At 60.5% G+C, this 18398-nt stretch carries 12 protein-coding genes; 3 read left to right on the top strand and 9 right to left on the bottom strand.

Translation table 11 applies throughout. The features are described from left to right. Positions 1-143: 143 nt before the first annotated feature. A complete protein-coding gene (locus ACZ9IM_RS20655; RefSeq protein ID WP_476224854.1) occupies positions 144-1994 on the top strand; it encodes a sigma-54-dependent Fis family transcriptional regulator in 1851 nt (616 codons plus the stop codon). Between the two features lie 111 nt (positions 1995-2105). On the opposite strand, the gene cysS is transcribed toward ACZ9IM_RS20655, so the two are convergent. Next, a complete protein-coding gene (gene cysS / locus ACZ9IM_RS20650; RefSeq protein WP_008014309.1) occupies positions 2106-3488 on the bottom strand; it encodes a cysteine--tRNA ligase in 1383 nt (460 codons plus the stop codon). Positions 3489-3506: 18 nt separating this feature from the next. Further along, positions 3507-5204, bottom strand: coding sequence for a glutamine--tRNA ligase/YqeY domain fusion protein (locus ACZ9IM_RS20645; protein WP_427622692.1), 1698 nt, complete (start codon positions 5202-5204; stop codon positions 3507-3509). Positions 5205-5469: 265 nt separating this feature from the next. Between ACZ9IM_RS20645 and ACZ9IM_RS20640 the strand changes: the two genes are divergently transcribed. Beyond that, the gene (locus ACZ9IM_RS20640; RefSeq protein ID WP_007896145.1) at positions 5470-5973 is read left to right on the top strand and encodes a peptidylprolyl isomerase; all 504 of its coding nucleotides are present in this window, start codon (positions 5470-5472) and stop codon (positions 5971-5973) included. Next, positions 5970-6722: a UDP-2,3-diacylglucosamine diphosphatase gene (gene lpxH, locus ACZ9IM_RS20635; protein WP_427622693.1), complete on the top strand. Its 753-nt coding sequence runs from the start codon at positions 5970-5972 to the stop codon at positions 6720-6722. The genes ACZ9IM_RS20640 and lpxH overlap by 4 nt, the downstream gene beginning before the upstream one ends. A 126-nt stretch (positions 6723-6848) precedes the next feature. On the opposite strand, the gene ACZ9IM_RS20630 is transcribed toward lpxH, so the two are convergent. The 7 genes from ACZ9IM_RS20630 to ACZ9IM_RS20600 form a co-directional block, all read right to left on the bottom strand. Then, on the bottom strand, positions 6849-8378 hold the full coding sequence (locus ACZ9IM_RS20630; protein ID WP_427622694.1) for a DHA2 family efflux MFS transporter permease subunit: 1530 nt from the start codon (positions 8376-8378) through the stop codon (positions 6849-6851). 201 nt (positions 8379-8579) lie between these two features. Beyond that, complete coding sequence (locus tag ACZ9IM_RS20625; RefSeq protein ID WP_476224853.1) at positions 8580-9782, bottom strand: EmrA/EmrK family multidrug efflux transporter periplasmic adaptor subunit; 1203 nt, start codon at positions 9780-9782, stop codon at positions 8580-8582. Between the two features lie 15 nt (positions 9783-9797). Beyond that, entirely contained in the window at positions 9798-11267 is a 1470-nt protein-coding gene (locus ACZ9IM_RS20620; protein WP_476224852.1) for an efflux transporter outer membrane subunit, read from the bottom strand. Next, positions 11257-11736, bottom strand: coding sequence for a MarR family winged helix-turn-helix transcriptional regulator (locus ACZ9IM_RS20615; protein ID WP_007896150.1), 480 nt, complete (start codon positions 11734-11736; stop codon positions 11257-11259). The genes ACZ9IM_RS20620 and ACZ9IM_RS20615 overlap by 11 nt, the downstream gene beginning before the upstream one ends. 239 nt (positions 11737-11975) lie before the next feature. Further along, on the bottom strand, positions 11976-15650 hold the full coding sequence (locus tag ACZ9IM_RS20610; RefSeq protein WP_476224851.1) for a translocation/assembly module TamB domain-containing protein: 3675 nt from the start codon (positions 15648-15650) through the stop codon (positions 11976-11978). Beyond that, on the bottom strand, positions 15647-17374 hold the full coding sequence (locus ACZ9IM_RS20605; protein ID WP_476224850.1) for an autotransporter assembly complex protein TamA: 1728 nt from the start codon (positions 17372-17374) through the stop codon (positions 15647-15649). Before ACZ9IM_RS20605 ends, ACZ9IM_RS20610 begins: the two co-directional genes overlap by 4 nt. A gap of 64 nt (positions 17375-17438) precedes the next feature. After that, positions 17439-18089 (bottom strand): GNAT family N-acetyltransferase, encoded by a 651-nt coding sequence (locus tag ACZ9IM_RS20600; protein WP_476224849.1) that lies wholly within the window; start codon positions 18087-18089, stop codon positions 17439-17441. Between the last annotated feature and the right edge of the window lie 309 nt (positions 18090-18398).

Genomic DNA, 18398 nt, shown 5'->3' with positions numbered 1-18398 from the left:
GATCAAAAGATCGCAGCCTGCGGCAGCTCCTACAGGTATTGTTTTCGGCGTGATATCGCGGTGGCCCAAAGAGGCTCTGTGGCGCGCTGAACGTTTTGCAAAACCCATAAAAACAATAAAAGCTTGCTCAGAGATCGACTGCCATGGCCGCACCTGCCCCGCCGCTCTCCCACGACGCCATCATCCAGGACTCCTGGTCTCGCTGCCGCGCGTTCGGGCTCGATCATCAGAGCGCACCAGCGTTCGATCAACTGCCGGCCGATGGCATCGCCCAGTTGCTGGAGAGCCAGCACTCACTGGTGCAAACCACTCACCAGGAAGTCCTGCCGTATTACGAGAACATCCTCAGCAACTCCAACTGCCTGATCATGCTCGCCGACAATCAGGGCCAGGTGCTGACGTCCTGGGGTACCCAACGTTTCATCGAGCCGAGCCTGACCCGCGGCTTCAGCGCCGGCGCCAGCTGGATGGAGCGTTGCAGCGGGACCAATGCGATCGGCACTGCATTGGCCTGCGAGCAGGCGGTGCACATCGAACACGATGAGCATTTTCTCAAGGCCAACCGCTTCATGACCGGCTCCGCCGCGCCGATTTTCGATGCCGAGCGCAAGGTGATCGCGGTGCTGGATGTGTCCAGCGACAGCTACCTGCCGCCGTCCCACACCTTGGGCATGGTCAAGATGATGAGCCAGACCGTGGAGAACCGGCTGATCCTCAACCTGTTCCATGGCCAGCATTTCCAGCTGACCTTCAACACCGGACTGAACAACCTCGACAGCCAATGGGCCGGGTTGCTGATCTTCGATGAGACCGGTCAGGTGCTGTCCGCCAATCGCCGGGCCGACAACCTGCTGGGCATCAGCCTGTCGCGGGTCAGCGTCGAAAGCCTGTTCAAAGTCTCTTTGCTGGAACTGCTGAACCAGCCGGACGGCCTGCCGTTTGCCCTGCAAGCCTCGGGGCGCAACCGTTTCCAGTGCCTGTTGAAGCGGCCGAAACAGGCGCCGATTCGGGCTCGTCTGTTTTCTGAACCTGAGCGTGCTGAACCCACGGCGCCAGCGCCCGCCGCGATCAGCCTCAACACCCTGCATTTTGGCGATAGCCGCGTGGAAAAAGCCGTGCGCCAGGCCGAGCGTTTGCTGGAAAAAGACATTCCGCTGTTGATCCATGGGGAAACCGGCGTCGGCAAGGAAGTCTTCGTCAAAGCCCTGCATCAGGCCAGTTCACGCAGCAAACAACCGTTCATTGCCGTCAACTGTGCCGCGATCCCCGCCGAACTGGTGGAGTCCGAGCTGTTTGGCTATGAGAAAGGCGCGTTCACCGGTGCCAATCAGAAAGGCAGCATCGGGCTGATCCGCAAGGCCGACAAAGGCACCCTGTTCCTCGATGAAATCGGCGACATGCCGCTGCCGACCCAAGCCCGGCTGTTGCGGGTATTGCAAGAGCGTTGCGTGCAACCGGTGGGCAGCAGCGAGTTGTTCCCGGTGGACATTCGGATCATTTCAGCGACCAACCGCTCGTTGCGCGAACAGGTTCAGCTGGGGCGGTTTCGTGAGGATTTGTATTACCGCATCGGCGGTTTGACCCTTGAACTGCCGCCGCTACGGGAACGCAGCGATAAGGAAGCGTTGTTCAAACGGCTGTGGGAACAGCACCGCGAACCGAGCCAATGGGCTGGCTTGAGCCGTGAAGTGATGGAGCTGTTCAGCCGTCATCCGTGGCCGGGGAATTTGCGCCAGGTCAGCAGCGTGATGCAAGTAGCGCTGGCCATGGCCGAGGAACAACCGGTGCGGCCGGAGCATTTGCCGGATGATTTCTTTGTCGATCTGGAGATGGAGCCGGTGGATTCGCCGGAGCCGATAACCGTCGACCTCAATGATGCCGAGGAATTGAATCGGCAGTTGCAGGCGGCTGGGGGGAATATTTCCCATTTAGCCCGCAGGCTCGGGGTTAGTCGCAACACCCTTTACAAGCGATTGCGCCAGTCAGGCGACTGATCGTTCCCACGCTCCGCGTGGGAACGCAGCCCGGGACGCTCCGCGTCCCTTTCAAAAGCCGAACGCGGAGCGTCCGTTGAGGCATTCCCACGCGGAGCGTGGGAACGATCATCAGTCAGCCAAACGCCAGGTCGTTCCACCCTTGCCGTCTTCCAGCACCACACCCATGGCGGTGAGCTGGTCGCGGATGCGGTCGGATTCGGCCCAGTCCTTGTTGGCACGAGCCGTCAAACGAGCCTGGATCAGTGCATCGACCTCAGCCGCATCGACCCGCCCTTCGGCACCGGCCTGCAGGAAGTCATCGGCTTCAAGCTGCAACACACCCAGCACGCTCGCCAATTCTTTCAAACGAGCCGCCAGACCGGCCGCTGCATCGAGATCGCTCTCGCGCAGACGGTTGATCTCGCGGACCATCTCGAACAGCACCGCACAGGCTTCCGGGGTACCGAAGTCGTCGTTCATCACCTGAGTGAAACGTTCGACAAAGGCTTCGCCACCAGCCGGTGCCACGTTCGGCAGGCCTTTCAACGCATGGTAGAAACGCTCGAGCGCGCCTTTGGCGTCCTTGAGGTTGTCTTCCGAATAGTTGATCGCGCTGCGGTAGTGGCTGGATACCAGCAGGTAACGCACGACTTCCGGGTGGTACTTTTCCAGCACGTCGCGAATGGTGAAGAAGTTGTTCAAGGACTTGGACATCTTCTCGCCATTGATGCGAATCATGCCGCAATGCATCCACGCGTTGGCGTAGGTCTTGCCGGTGGCCGCTTCGCTCTGGGCGATTTCGTTTTCATGGTGCGGGAACTCGAGGTCGCTGCCGCCGCCATGAATGTCGAAGGTCTCGCCGAGGCAGCAAGTCGACATCACTGAGCACTCGATGTGCCAACCCGGACGTCCGTCGCCCCACGGCGAAGGCCAGCTCGGCTCGCCCGGCTTGGCGCCTTTCCACAGCACGAAGTCCAGTGGGTCCTGTTTCGACTCGTCGACTTCGATCCGTGCGCCGATGCGCAGGTCTTCGATCTTCTTGCGCGACAGCTTGCCGTAACCCATGAACTTGGCGACGCGGTAGTACACGTCGCCATTGCCCGGTGCGTAGGCGTAGCCCTTGTCTATCAAGGTCTGGATCATGCTCTGCATGCCAGCGATATGATCGGTGGCCCGCGGCTCCATGTCCGGCTTGAGGATATTGAGGCGCGCCTCGTCCTCGTGCATCGCGGTGATCATGCGTTCGGTCAACACATCGAACGGCTCGCCGTTCTCCTTGGCCCGATTGATGATCTTGTCTTCAATATCGGTGATGTTGCGCACATACGTCAGGTTATAACCGCTGAAACGCAACCAGCGGGTCACCAGGTCGAACGCGACCATGCTGCGGCCGTGGCCAATGTGGCAGTAGTCGTACACGGTCATCCCGCAGACGTACATGCGCACATTGTTGCCATCCAGCGGCTTGAAAACTTCTTTGCTCTTGGTGAGCGTGTTGTAGATCGTTAGCACTTTATGTTGTTCCTTGAATCACTGGCCCCACGAATCACGCAAGGTCACGGTACGGTTGAATACCGGAGCGCCCGGTTTCGAGTCCTTGATATCCGCGACGAAGTAACCTTCGCGCTCGAACTGGAAACGGTCTTCCGGCTGTGCATTGCCCAGCGAAGGCTCGGCACGACAACCAGTGAGAACTTGCAGCGAGTCAGGGTTGATGTTGTCCAGGAAACTGGCGCTGTCTTCGGCCTTTTCAGGGTTGGCCGAACGGAACAGGCGATCGTACAGACGCACTTCGCACTCGACGCTGGCCGCAGCCGGCACCCAATGCACCACGCCTTTGACCTTGCGGCCTTCAGGGTTCTTGCCCAGGGTTTCCGGATCGTACGAGCAACGCAGTTCGACGATGTTGCCATCGGCGTCCTTGATCGCTTCGTCGGCACGGATCACGTAGCTGCCGCGCAGGCGCACTTCGCCGTTCGGCTCCAGGCGCTTGTAGCCTTTTGGCGGCTCTTCCATGAAGTCTTCACGGTCGATGTAGAGCTCACGGGCGAACGGCAGAACGCGCACGCCCATGTCTTCTTTCGGGTGGCACGCCAATTCGAGGTTTTCGACCTGGCCTTCCGGGTAGTTGGTGATCACGACTTTCAGCGGACGCAATACGCACATGGCGCGTGGGGCGCTGTGGTCGAGATCGTCACGGATGCTGAATTCAAGCATGCCAAAGTCGACCACGCCGTCGGAACGGTTGGTGCCGATCATTTCGCAGAAGTTGCGGATCGATTTCGGCGTGTAGCCACGGCGGCGGAAACCCGACAGCGTGGACATGCGCGGATCGTCCCAACCGTGAACGTGCTTTTCATCGACCAGTTGCTTGAGCTTGCGCTTGCTGGTGATGGTGTAGTTCAGGTTCAGGCGGCTGAACTCGTACTGACGCGGTTTCGCCGGTACTGGCAGGTTCTCGAGGAACCATTCGTACAGCGGACGATGGCTTTCGAACTCCAGGGTGCAGATCGAGTGGGTGATGCCTTCGAGGGCGTCCGACTGGCCGTGGGTGAAGTCGTAGTTCGGGTAGATGCACCACTTGTCGCCGGTCTGGTGGTGATGGGCATGACGGATGCGATACATGATCGGGTCGCGCAGGTTCATGTTCGGCGAGGCCATGTCGATCTTGGCCCGCAGCACGCGTGCGCCGTCCTTGAACTCGCCAGCCTTCATGCGGGCGAACAGGTCGAGGTTTTCTTCAACCGAGCGGTCACGGAACGGGCTGTTCTTGCCCGGTTCGGTCAGGCTGCCACGGTATTCCTTGGCTTGCTCGGGGGTCAGGTCGTCGACGTAGGCCTTGCCGGCCTTGATCAGCTCTACCGCCCAGTCGTGCAACTGGTCGAAATACTGCGAGGCATAGCGCACTTCACCGGACCATTCGAAGCCCAGCCATTTGACGTCGCTTTCGATTGCGTCGATGTATTCCTGGTCTTCCTTGGCCGGGTTGGTGTCGTCGAAACGCAGGTGCGTGACGCCGCCGAATTCCTGGGCCAGACCGAAGTTCACACAGATCGACTTGGCGTGACCGATGTGCAGGTAGCCGTTGGGCTCAGGCGGGAAGCGGGTGACGATCTGCGTGTGCTTACCCGAGTCCAGGTCCGCCTGGATGATCGGGCGCAGGAAATTGACCGGCACGGCAGGGCCAGTCTTGGAATTCGAGGTAGGGTCGACAGTGGGCTTGCTCATAGGATCCTTGAACGTACAGGTGCGCGGCCAGTTGGCCAAATCAAAGCGGCTGTTATAAATCAAAGGGGCTTATCATAGCCGATGCTGTCAAGTGGCTGACAGAGCAGGCCGGCAATCGGTTGCATTTAATCGGCCGGCGATGAAAAACAGCCTCGAAATTCGCGCCCGGCACGCTAAACTGCCTGCCTTGGCCGACACTGGCCGGACTGGTTGAGGGCCTGAACGCCCCGAAACCCACGAATTCATAGAAAAAAGAGTACCGATCATGACCCAAGTCAAACTGACCACCAACCATGGCGACATCGTCCTGGAACTGAACGCTGAGAAAGCCCCGATCACCGTGGCCAACTTCATCGAATACGTCAAAGCCGGTCACTACGAAAACACCGTTTTCCACCGTGTCATCGGCAACTTCATGATCCAGGGCGGCGGTTTCGAGCCAGGCATGAAAGAAAAGAAAGACAAGCGCCCAAGCATCCAGAACGAAGCCGACAACGGCCTGCCGAACGTGAAATATAGCGTGGCCATGGCCCGCACCATGGAGCCGCATTCGGCTTCCGCCCAGTTCTTCATCAACGTGGCTGACAACAGCTTCCTCAACCACAGTGGCAAAACCACTCAGGGCTGGGGCTACGCCGTATTCGCCAAAGTAGTCGAAGGCACCGACGTGGTCGACAAGATCAAAGGCGTGGCCACGACTTCCAAAGCCGGCCACCAGGACGTACCAGCAGAAGACGTGATCATCGAGAAAGCCGAGATCATTGAGTGATACTGCTGATTTCAGACTTGCATCTGGAAGAGGAGCGCCCGGACATTACCCGGGCGTTTCTGGATTTGCTCGCTAGACGTGCCCGCTCAGCGAGTGCGTTGTACATTCTGGGCGACTTTTTCGAGGCGTGGATTGGCGACGATGCCATGACGCCGTTCCAGCGTTCCATCTGCCAGGCCCTGCGCGACCTCAGCGACAGCGGCACGGCCATTTTTCTGATGCACGGCAATCGCGACTTCATGCTCGGCCAGGCTTTCTGCAAACAGGCCGGCTGCACGTTGTTGAAAGACCCGAGTGTCGTGCAGTTCTACGGCGAGCCAGTGCTATTGATGCACGGCGACAGTCTCTGCACTCGCGACGAAGCGTATATGAAGCTGCGGCGCTACCTGCGCAACCCGATCACCCGGTTCATCCTGCGAAATCTGCCCTTGCGCACTCGCCATAAGCTGGCGCGCAAGCTGCGCAGCGAAAGCCGCGCGCAAACGCGGATGAAGGCTAATGACATTGTCGATGTCACGCCGGAAGAAGTGCCACGGGTCATGCAGCAGTACGGCGTGAAGACCTTGATCCACGGCCACACCCATCGCCCGGCCATCCACAAGTTGCAGATTGGCGAGCAAGCAGCCAAACGCATTGTGTTGGGGGATTGGGATCGTCAGGGTTGGGCGTTGCAGGTGGATGAGCAAGGGTTTGCGTTGGCGCCGTTTGATTTCACCCCGCCGCCACAACTGGCAGCCCCTTCTGCCTAATCGACCCGATCATTCCCACGCTCTGCGTGGGAATGCCTCAACGGACGCTCTGCGTTCGGCTTTGAATGGGACGCGGAGCGTCCCGGGCTGCATTCCCACGCGGAGCGTGGGAACGATCTTCTGGGCTCAATGACCGGAGGCAGCCGGGCCCGCTTTCGCCGCAAATGGCGGTTTCGCCAGCCACACCAGCAGAATCAACCCCATGAACGCCCACCCGAGCAACGTGAAGTAATCCACGGTGGAGAGCATGTACGCCTGGCTGGTCAGCACATGATCCAGTTGCGCGTAAGCCGGGTTACCCGCCCCGCCGAGCGTGTTCAACGCCTCCCGGGTCGCCGGCTCATACGTGGTAATGCTTTCACTCAAATATGCATGGTGTTGATCGGCGCGGCGAATCCAGATCCAGGTGGTCAACGATGCCGCAAAACTACCGCCCAGGGTCCGCAGGAAGGTCGCAAGGCCTGCGCCGTCGGCAATCTGGCTCGGCGGCAAGTCCGACATCAAAATGCTCAGGGTCGGCATGAAGAACAGCGCCACGCCAATGCCCATGAACAATTGCACCAGCGCGATGTGCTGGAAGTCCACTTCGTTGGTAAACCCGGCGCGCATGAAGCAACTCAAACCGATGCACAGGAACGCGCCACCGGCCAATAGTCGCAGGTCGAACTTGTGCGCGTACTTGCCGACAAACGGCGACAGCAGCACCGGCAAAATACCGATCGGCGCCACCGCCAATCCGGCCCAGGTGGCGGTGTAGCCCATTTGGGTTTGCAGCCATTGTGGCAGGATCAGGTTGATGCCGAAAAACCCGGCATAACCGCCCACCAGCACGATGGTGCCGATACGGAAGTTGCGGTAAGCGAACAGCCGCAGGTTGACCACCGGGTGTTTGTCAGTCATTTCCCAGATCACGAACACCGCCAGCGCAATCACTGAAATAGCCGCGCCGACGATGATGAAGTTCGATTCGAACCAGTCCAGATCATTGCCCTTGTCGAGGATCACCTGCAACGCGCCGACACCGATGATCAAGGTGATCAAACCGACGTAATCCATTGGCTGGTAACTGGTCACCACCGGCCGCGCCTTGAGTTGCTGGCGCACCACCATCACCGCGAAAACTCCGATCGGTACGTTGATAAAGAAAATCCACGGCCAGCTGTAGCTGTCGGTGATCCAGCCGCCGAGGATCGGCCCTGCAATCGGCGCCACCACCGTGACCATCGCCAGCAACGCCAGGGCCATGCCTCGCCTGGCGGGCGGATAGACTGCAATCAGCAGCGTCTGGGTCATCGGGTACAAGGGACCGGCCACCAGGCCTTGAAGCACCCGAAAGCCGATCAGCTCTGGCATCGAGGTTGAGATGCCACAGAGAAACGAGGCCAGCACGAACAGCATTGTCGCCCAGAGAAACAGCTTCACCTCACCAAAACGCCGGCTGAGCCAACCGGTCAGCGGCAGCGCAATGGCGTTGCTCACGGCAAACGAGGTAATGACCCAGGTGCCCTGCTCCGAACTCACGCCCAGGTTGCCGGAAATCGTCGGCAAGGCCACGTTGGCGATGGTGGTGTCGAGCACCTGCATGAAGGTCGCCAGCGACAGGCCGATGGTACTGAGCAGTAGGCTGGGCGGCGTGAAAGACGCGTTATTGCTCATCGCAAATCCTTTGAAACCTGATTGGCGCTGCGCCTGTTACAGACGCAGCTGACCTTGTGGGAGCGAGCCTTTGTGGCGAGGGAGCTTGCTCCCGCTCGGCTGCGAAGCAGTCGCAGAGTTTTTGGGGTCGCTTCGCGACCCAGCGGGAGCAAGCTCCCTCACCACAAAAGCTCACTCCCACAGGGTCGGTGTGATGACCAATCAGCGGTTCGCGGTTTTGCTGACCGCGGCGCTGTTGTCATGGATCAACTGGGTGATCATCGCATCGGCCTCGGCCAACTGACGGTCGTAGATGCCGGTGCTGAAAGAGGCCTTTTGCGGCGATTGTTGGGCCAGCACCGGACCGCTCTGGTCACGCAGGTTCACATCGACCTGAGTCGACAGGCCAACCCGCAATGGGTGCCTGGCCAGCTCTTCGGCATTGATGTGAATCCGCACCGGCACCCGCTGGACGATCTTGATCCAGTTACCGGTGGCGTTCTGCGCCGGCAGCAAGGCAAACGCACTGCCGGTCCCGGCACCGAGGCTGTCGATGGTGCCGCTGTATTTGACGTCGCTGCCGTAGAGGTCGGCCTCGATGTCCACCGGCTGACCGATGCGCATGTCACGCAGTTGGGTTTCCTTGAAGTTGGCGTCGATCCACAGCTGATCCAACGGGATCACCGCCATCAGCGCGGTGCCCGGCTGGACCCGCTGGCCCAGTTGCACGCTGCGTTTGGCCACGTAACCGGTGACCGGCGCGATCAAGGTGCTACGGGCATGGGTCAGGTACGCCTGACGCAATTGCGCGGCGGCGGACATCACGTCCGGGTGCGACGACACCACGGTGTCATCGACCAGCGCGCTGGTGGTCATGAGTTGTTGTTTGGCGTTGGCCAGGGCGTTCTGCGCCGAGGTCAGGTCATCACGGGCGTGGGACAGTTCTTCCTGGGAAATCGCCCCGCCGGCGGCGAGGTTTTTCCGCCGATTGAAGTTGTCCTGGGCCTTTTGCACTTCGGCCTGTTGCGCATTGACCTGGGCTTTCATGCCGTCGACATTGCTGTACAAACCGCGCACCTCGCGCACGGTGCGGGCCAGATTGGCCTGGGCACTTTGCAGACCGACTTCGGCGTCGTTCGGGTCAAAGTTGACCAATACCTGGCCTTCGTGAACCAGGTCGCCATCATCGGCGCCGATGCTGACCACGGTGCCAGTGACCAGCGGGGTGATTTCCACCACGTTGCCGTTCACATAGGCGTCGTCGGTGCTTTCATTCCAGCGACCGTAAAACTCTTGATAACCCCACACGCCGAGCCCGGCGAGGATCACCACGATGGTCAGTGCAAACAGCATCACTTTGCGCTTGCGTGGATTGCTCGTGTCTTGAGCGTTGTCAGAGGCTTGGGATGTATCGACAGTGGCCATGACGGGTCCCTTGAATTAGTTGTGCTGCGTGGCTGGGGTTGCGTTGGCTGCGGTCAGGGTTTCGCCCTGGAAGCCGCCGCCCAGCGCTTGCATCAGTTGAATCGACAGGTCGATCTGCTCGGCATTCAGGTTGGCCAGTTGACGCTGGGCCTGGAGCAATTGCTGCTCGATGCTGAGCACATCCAGGTAGTTACCGATGCCGGAACCGTAGCGCTGGACCACGGTGTTGTAAGAATCCTGGGCAATGTCGGTGGCGTGCTGCTGGGCGCCGATTTGCCGGCCGATATCGCGTAACTGATTGATGGTGTCGCTGACATCACCCAGGGCTTTCACCAGGCTTTTGTTGTACTGCGCCACCGCGAGGTCGTAATCGGCGTCGCGGGAATCGAGGTCGGCACGCAGGCGGCCACCGTCGAAAATCGGCACCGAGATCGTCGGCGCGACGTTGAAGAAACGACTCGCCGAACCGAACATCGCATCGCCCAGCAATGATTCGACACCGGCCGCCGCGCTCAGGTTGAGGTTGGGGTAAAACTGAGTATTGCCCGCCGCGATGTTTTTGCTCGCGGCTTCAACCCGCCAGCGTGCCGCCACCAGGTCCGGGCGACGACCGAGCAACTCCGCCGGCAGCACCGACGGCAACGCCACGGCGCTGGCCTGGAGAACTTTCGGTCGGGCGATTTCATTGCCGCGATCCGGGCCTTTGCCCAGCAGCACCGCCAAGGCGATTTTCGCGCTTTGCAGGCGTTTCTCGGCGTCGATCAGGCTGGCTTCGGCGCTGGCTTCCAGGCTTTCGGTCTGCTGGAACTGGTACTGGCTGTCGATCCCCGAGCTCAGGCGACGCTGGCTGAGGTCGAGCATTTGTTGGGTGCGCTTGAGGTCTTCGCTGGCCAGGTCATGGATGATGTGCGCCTGCCCCAGATCGCTGTAGGCGCGGGCGACATCGGCGGACAAGGTCAGCTGCGCGGCCTGCTGATCGACTTCGGCGGCACGGGCCTGGCCCAATGCGGCTTCCCAGGCGTCGCGCTGACCGCCCCAAAGGTCGAAGTTGTAATTGAAACTGGCCCCAACGTTACGCACGGTGGAGTAGGTGCCGCCCTGCCCGCTCGGGTCCTGATCGCGAGCCAGACGCGAACGGCTGACGCCGGCGCTGGCATCGAGGGTCGGCATCCGCGCAGCGTCGGCGGCATAGGCAGCGGCGCTGGCCTGATGGGCCCGGGCATCGGCGATTTGCATGTCGGGGCTGTCGTGCAGGGCTTCGCGGATCAGGCCGTCGAGCTGCGGATCGCCGAGGCTTTTCCACCAGTCGCTTTTTGGCCACGCGGCGGGCGACAGCGTCACGCCGTTGAGGGACTGCCCGGCCTTTAGATTTTTCGCATCGAGGCTGACACCTTCGGTGGTCAGGCCGCTGTAACTGGCGCAACCGGCGAGGCTCATGGCCAACAGCACCAGGCTCAGTCCGCTGCGCAGGCTTTTACTGTTCATGGCCACCTACCCGCAGCAGGGTGATCGAGTCACCCGCGGCTACCAGAATTTTCTTCAGGATCTGTTCCAGGGTTTTCAATTCTTCCGGGGTGATGGCGCCGGCCAGTTCATTCATCGCGTCGGCGCCGATCTGCGGCAGCTGGTCGGTCAGCTGTTGGCCCTGTTCGGTCAGCACCAGCTGAACCTGACGCCGATCTGCCTCAGAGCGTTGGCGGGCGAGGAAACCTTTCTGTTCCAGACGATCGAGCATGCGGGTCATCGAACCGCTGTCCAGCGACAGGTGACGGCACAGCTCGGCCGGGGTATCGACGCCGAACTGGGCCATGATGATCAGCACTTTGAACTGCGCGGCGGTGATGCCGTGGGGTTCCATGTGTGTGTCGATGATCCGGTCCTTGAGCAGCGCGGCGCGCCCGAGCAAAAGGCCGAGATGGCAATTATGGAAATCGTATGAGGTGAAATGTTTCATCTGACCACCGATTAGCTGCCTAGGCAGAGAATGTATGTCGAGATGTTACTGCCTAGGCAGAGAATGTCAACGCAATAGTTAGGTTGCTTTCTATTTAGTTGATAAATGGTGCACCGCTGATCGTTCCCACGCTCTGCGTGGGAATGCCTCAACGGACGCTCTGCGTTCGGCTTGGGAAGGGACGCGGAGCGTCCCGGGCTGCATTCCCACGCGGAGCGTGGGAATGATCAGGTTGGGGGTTAGAAATCCCGCTTGTAGAAGATGTCCAGCGAACTGGCCACGCCGCTGGCGGCTTCGAGGTAGACCTTTTTGCTCAGTTTGTAGCGCAAGGCGATGGTGTTGGCCGGTTCGAACACCCCGACGCCATAACGCAGGCTGAGTTTTTCCGAGATGTTGCCGCTGGCCACCACGGCGGTGTTGGCGCCGCTGCCTTGGGTATCGAGCTGGAAGTCTTGAATGCCCAGGTCCTTGGCCAAGCCGCTGGTCACCCCCGAACTGCCCATCAAACCCAACCCGAGGGCAGCCTGGGCGAGCATGTTGTTGTCTTCACCGGTGGTGCTCAGCGGACGCCCCAGCACCAGATAGGACAATGCCTGCTCCTGACTCATCGCCGGTTCGGAAAAGATCTGCGTGGTCGGCTGCTCGGCGCTGCCACTCAGGCGAATGCCGGCGATGACATCATCGGTCTGGCGAATCGCTTCGATGTCCAGATACGGCTGATCGATGGGACCTGCAAATAACAGGCGCGCCCGGCGCACCGTCAGTCGCTGACCGTAGGCGCGATAACGCCCGTCGTTGAGCCACAGCTCACCACGGGTGTCCATGTTGTCGCCGATGTGCACCTGACCTTGCAGGTTGGCGGTCAGGCCGAACCCGGCAAAGCTGAGTTTGTCCTGCCCCACCACCACATCGATGTCCATCGCCATGGCCATTGGCGGTTTGCCCTCTTCGGTCTGCTGACCGACGATCACCGTGTCATCGGAGACCTTGACCGTGGACGGCGGCAGCTCGCGCACGGTGATTTCGCCCTTGGGCACCAGCACTTTGCCGACGATTGCCAGTCTGTCGTCCTTCATGGAAATCTTCAGGTCCGGCGCGACTTCCAGCGCGGCGTAGGGCTCGACAGTGACCGGCAACTGCGAGCCCTTGAGCGCCAGGTCCACCACCAGCGCCTGCCCCCAGGCGATGTTGCCATTGAGGCTGCCCTGCCCGCTCTTGCCGCTTTTCCAGCCGCCGTTCAGTTGCACGGTTTCGCCGGCAATCACGGCTTGAAGTTGCAAGGCTTCGAGCGCCATCGGCAACTCAGGCCCGGAGATTTCACCGTCGCGCAGCTCAAGGTTGCCATTGACCAGCGGCGCCAGCAGTCCGCCGGACAATGTGCCGCTGCCGCTCAAATGCCCGGTGAGTTTCTCGACCATCGGCACAAACGGACGCGCCACCGACAAGTCCAGACCACTGAGGCGGAATGAACCGGTCAACGGTTTGTTCTTCGGTAGCGGATTGATCTGCGCCTGAACCATCAGTTCACCGAGCTTGCCACCGACAAAGTTGAGGTCGGTATCGATGCGTTTTGGCGTGAGTTTGCTGGTGAGTTTCAGGGTCTGGTACGGGAAGTCCAGCCATTGTTCCTTCTCGCGCATACGCAACGTGCCGCCACTGGCGTCGATGCTGACCAGGCCGTTCGGGCCGCTGGCCGGCAAGTCCAGTTGCAGGTCGGCGTTGAGCTTGCCCTTCCAGGCAAAATCCTTCGGCAACCACTGCGCGAGGCTGTCGATGGGGAACTGCTTGAGGTGGTAACGCAGTTTTGGCTCGGGCATCAAGCGCTGGTCTTCGCCGCACAGGCTAGCCGGGCCGGACATCCAGCAATGGGCGCCGAAGTTGATCTTGCCGTCCGCCAGTCGCTCAAGCTTCGCCGGATTTTGCAGTTTCCAGTCCTGACCGCCGGCCTGGATATCGCCACTGGCCAGACGCCCGCGCCAATTGCCCTTGTCCAGCGCACCGTCGAGACCAAGCGCCAGCTTCAGCTTTGGTCCTTGCAGGTCGAGGGCCAGTTTCTGGTTTTTGATGTCACCCTGACCGCTGGCGGTCAATGTGCCCAGTGACGTGTCGCCAGTCTGAATGCCGCTGCCCTTGAGGTCGATTTTCGCCCGCTGGGCGCTGTCGAGGGTGGCGTCCAGATTGAGGCTTTGCAGGCGATTGTCTTCGAACGCCAGTTGCGTGCCTTGCAGACCCAGCTTGCCTTGAGGCGCCTTGAGCGTGCCGGCGACATCGACCCGGCCATTGAGCTGACCACGCAGTTGCGGCCAGAGCTGGGCCAGGCGCGGCATTTTAATGTCGATCTGCCCGGCAAGTTTCTGTTGCAGGCTGCCTTTGCCGTTGATGCTGTTGTCGCCGAGGCGAATCTGCAAGGTATTGAGGTTCCACTGCTCGCCGGCGCCATCGGCCTTGGCCTGGATCACCGCCGGTTGCCCGCGCAGCTTGCCTTTCAGGTCCAGGTCGGCGGTCAGGCTGAGCGTTTCATTCTTCATCTCACCTTTGCTGCGCAAGGGACCGGCCAACGTGCCCGGTAGCTCCGCGAGCCAGTACGCCGGGTTGATTGCCGAGAGGTCCAGCGCAGTATCCCAGGCGATACCGTCGGCGAACTGCAGATTCAGGTGCCCTTCGGCCTTGCCCTGCCCGGCTTCAAGCTTGAATTGCGGCAGGTGGATTTGGGTTAGGTTGCCGCTGAACGGGCTGTTCAGGCTGAACGCCCCGGCCGGGCCATCCAGTGCGGCTTTGAAGTTACCGATGTAGTTGCCGTCGGTGTAGGAGACTTCACCGTTGAAGCTGCGCAGCGCCACTTGCGGCTCGTCGATCAGCGGATAGAGGCGATGCCACGGGAAATCCAGCCAGTCGATTTTCGCTTCAGCACTCAAGCCTTTGCTCCAGTCCACTTGCCCGGTGAGTTTGAGGCTCTGTTTGTCGTTGGCCGTCAGGTCGAGGCCAGCGATCTGCGCGCCCTTGGCGTCGACCTTGCCTTGCAGCAACAGCGCAACCGGGCCTTGCTCTGCGGGCAGCGTGGCTTTGCCGAGCAACTGGTAGCCGTTTTTCAGGTCGCCGTCGCCGGTGAGTTCCAGTTGATTGAGTTGCAGGGTGTCCGGTAGATCAGCGCTGGCCTTGAAGCCGTCAGCGGTGATGCGCACTTTGGCCGGAAGGTTTTCCACCAGCGGTTGCAGCTCGCCAGTGAGTTGGCCGTTCAGGTAGCCGCTGCTGTCGGCTTTCAGGTTCAGGGTTTTCAGCAGATCGCCGTCGACCTTCAGGGCCAGTGCCCATGGTTCGGTACCCGGCGCCGGCAAGGTCAGTTTGCCTTCAGCGGTCAGCGGCCAGTTGCCGCTGGGTTGCAGCAGGCCGGACAGGTTCAGGCTCAGTTCGTCACGCTGCAAGTGCACCGAGTCGATCTGCAAACCCTTCTCGGTCCAGTGCGCCGCCAGTTGCAGGCCCTTGAGCTCTTCACTGCCGTTGAACAGCAGACGGCCGATTTTGACGTCGCCCAATTCGATGGCCAGCGGCAATTTCAAGTCCGGGAGACTGATCGGCCCGCTGCTTTCCTCTTCCACACCCGGCGGGAATTGCAGGCTGACCTGCTCGGCCTGCAATTGCTCAATGCACAACGTCATGCGCATCAGGCACAGCGGCGACCAGGCGAAAATCGCTTTGTTCAGCTCAACCCGGCTGCTGTCCTTCTGCCACTCCAGATGATCGGCGCTCCACTGCCCACCCAAACGGCCCTGGAAATTCTCCACGGTCAAACCCGGCACAAACCCGAGCGCCCAGCGACTGCCCGTCGGAGTGCCCAGCACGGTCACCAGTGTCAGCACCATCAGCATCAGCAGCGCCGGAATCGCCAGCAGCGTTATTTTCAAACCACGCTTCACAGCTCAGGCCCCATGGAAAAGTGCAATCGAATGCCGCCGTCGTCGTCCATCGCGTGGGCCAGGTCAAGGCGAATTGGCCCCACCGGCGAAACCCAGCGCACACCAATACCGACCCCGGTTTTGAGGTTCGGCAATTCGAGTGTGTTGAAGGAGTTGCCCTGGTCGATGAAGGTCGCGACCCGCCATTTTTCGGCGATGGAGTATTGATACTCGACGCTGCCGGCCACCATGTAGCGGCCACCGATACGGTCGCCATCGGAGTTTTCCGGAGACAGGCTCTGGTAGTCGTAACCGCGCACGCTCTGATCGCCACCGGCGAAGAAGCGCAAGGACGGCGGCACCGATTTGTAGCCGTTGGTGGCGCTGCCGCCGACCTGCACCCGACCGAGCAAGCGGTGTTTGTCGAAGACCGTGGTCAAGCCTTTGACCAGCGCCGTGCCGTAGACCAGGTTGGTGTCCGAACCCAATCCTTCCTTGGCGACTTTGGTTTCGAATTGCAGGCGATAGCCGTTGTGCGGATCGATGCGGTTGTCACTTTTCAGGTACGAATAGCTCACGCCGGGCATTAGCAGGGTGCTAAGCCCCGAATCGTCACCGAGTTGGTATTCCTCGCGCTGCCATTTGAGTGATACCACCCGCTGCCAGCCGCTGGGCAACTTGCTGTGCCATTCGGGGCCGAGGGTCAGCAGTTTGCTGAGGGTATCGGTGCCAGCGATTTCTTCATATTGATAACCACCGGCAAAGCGCAGTTTGTCGGTCAACGGTGGGTCCAGCGGAACGTCGTAAAACAGCCCGACGTTCTGCCGTGGCGCCGAAATCTCCGCCTCCCAGCCGTAACTATGCCCTTGAGGATTGACCCAATGACGGGTCCAGTTAGCTTTGACCCGTGGACCGACGTCGGTGGAAAAGCCCAGGCCAAGACCCATGGTCCGTGGCTTGCGGGTTTCCAGTTTGACCGCCACCGGGATCACGTCGTCCTTGGACGCGGTCGGCGCCGCGTCCACACGCACGCCCTCGAAATAACCGCTCGATTGCAGCGCCTGATTGAGTTCGGCGATCAGTTCGGAGTCATAGGGTGCACCGGCCTTGAACGGCACCATGCGTTGCAGCAGGTCTTCGTCGAACGGCGTGTCGCCTTCAAAACTGACCTTGCCCAGCGCATAGCGTGGGCCGCTGTCGTAGATCAATTCGATGTCGGCGACGCCAGCCCTCGGGTCCACCAACAGTTTCTGGCGGGTGAAGCGCCCACTGAAAAAGCCGTAGCGCGAGGCCTGGTTCTGGATCAGCCGCTTGGCGTCTTCGTAACGGCCATGGTTAAGCACTGCGCCGGGTTTGAGCAGGTCGCTTTTCGGTACACGAAAGGATTTGAAGGAGGCCGCCGGACCGTCGATGCGCACCGTGACGTTGCGCAAATGGATCGGCTCACCGGGGTCGATGTTCAGCACCAGGCGCGGCGTCTTGCCGCCCTTCACGTCGCTGTCGATTTGCGGCTGGTAATAACCCAAGGCCTGGGCGGCCTTGCGCGCCTGTTCTTCGGCGCCGCGACTGAAGCGCAGCAAAGCTTCTTCATCGCGATCGCCGAGGCTACCGATATAGCCTTCTATATTGGCTTTCAGTTCATCGTTGGATGGTTTGATCCGTACATCCAATTCACTTTGCGCCAGCGCCGCGCAGCTGGAGATCAGCATCAGCACGCCACTGGTAAATCTTCCGGAAAACTTCATAGCGCGGATGCTATCACGAGCCTGGGGGCCTGATAGAGCCTGACCTGCCGTGAAAGTTCTACTGTTATGCCGTTGCCGTTTGTAACACCTGCGGATTCGCGTGGAAAAACACGTGTTCAAGAATCGGTCCTACTGCTACTTCGCCGATTTCCTCATAGCCCTGTCGCTTATAGAACTCCAGATAACGAGGATTCCCGGTGTCGAGGATCACACCCTGTGAGTGCTCATCGACCGCGCACCAGTTATGGACCGCTTGCAGCAATTGTTCGCCGAAGTGCTTGCCCTGGAATTGCGGATGAACCCCCAGTAATGGCAAAACGTGCACCGAGTCGGACGGCACGCACGCCATCACGGCGGCGTGGTAATCGAGGTAGCGTCGGGTACAGCGAAACCCGGTGCTGAGTACCATCCGCAGACGCCAGGCCCAGCTTTCGGTAATGCCCAGGCGGCGTTGTGGCGGTGCGATCAGGGCGATGCCGATCAAGCGGTCATTCACTAGCAGGCCGATGGCTGGCAACTCCTGAAGAAAGTGTTGCTTGACCAGTTCGCGCACCGTGGCCCGTACTCGCTGTTCATAACCGGGGCGTTCGGCTTCGAACAGGTAGCCGAACGTCGGCTCGTGCCGGTACGCCTGATACAACAAGGAGCGTGCTTCGCGGGAATAGCCGCTGTCGAGCATGTGAATGTCGGCGATGGCGGTCGAGGTTTCGGGCATAACGGTAGTTCTCCCCTGGGCGCGGCTCAGAAGGCCGCGTTCTTATTGGTACGAGCCTTTGGGTGGCTTCACAGTTCCCCACACAGGTATAGACCAAGCCGGGATCTTCATCGACCGGGCTGACGCCTTCGCGGGCAAGCCCGCTCCCACAGTTTCAGTGGCGTTCACAGATCTTGTGTGCGACACGGATACTGTGGGAGCGGGCTTGCCCGCGAAGAGGCCCGATCTGCCAACACATCTCTGACAGAACACAACGAATCGCCTCACCCCAAGGCTGGCCCCATTCCTACATGTCAGCTAGCATCGCAC

The sequence above is a fragment of the Pseudomonas sp. TE12508 genome, from assembly GCF_056279485.1.
Note: the sequence above shows the minus strand (reverse complement) of the source record. Positions and strands in the feature narration are given on the sequence as shown.

Excerpts from the sequence above, each read along its gene's own strand:
- ACZ9IM_RS20605 (WP_476224850.1), bottom strand. The coding sequence starts at position 17,374 with ATGAAGTTTTCCGGAAGATTTACCAGTGGCGTGCTGATGCTGATCTCC.
- ACZ9IM_RS20640 (WP_007896145.1), top strand. The coding sequence starts at position 5,470 with ATGACCCAAGTCAAACTGACCACCAACCATGGCGACATCGTCCTGGAA.
- ACZ9IM_RS20645 (WP_427622692.1), bottom strand. The coding sequence starts at position 5,204 with ATGAGCAAGCCCACTGTCGACCCTACCTCGAATTCCAAGACTGGCCCT.
- ACZ9IM_RS20630 (WP_427622694.1), bottom strand. The coding sequence starts at position 8,378 with ATGAGCAATAACGCGTCTTTCACGCCGCCCAGCCTACTGCTCAGTACC.
- ACZ9IM_RS20625 (WP_476224853.1), bottom strand. The coding sequence starts at position 9,782 with ATGGCCACTGTCGATACATCCCAAGCCTCTGACAACGCTCAAGACACG.
- ACZ9IM_RS20620 (WP_476224852.1), bottom strand. The coding sequence starts at position 11,267 with ATGAACAGTAAAAGCCTGCGCAGCGGACTGAGCCTGGTGCTGTTGGCC.
- ACZ9IM_RS20600 (WP_476224849.1), bottom strand. The coding sequence starts at position 18,089 with ATGCCCGAAACCTCGACCGCCATCGCCGACATTCACATGCTCGACAGC.
- ACZ9IM_RS20615 (WP_007896150.1), bottom strand. The coding sequence starts at position 11,736 with ATGAAACATTTCACCTCATACGATTTCCATAATTGCCATCTCGGCCTT.
- ACZ9IM_RS20655 (WP_476224854.1), top strand. The coding sequence starts at position 144 with ATGGCCGCACCTGCCCCGCCGCTCTCCCACGACGCCATCATCCAGGAC.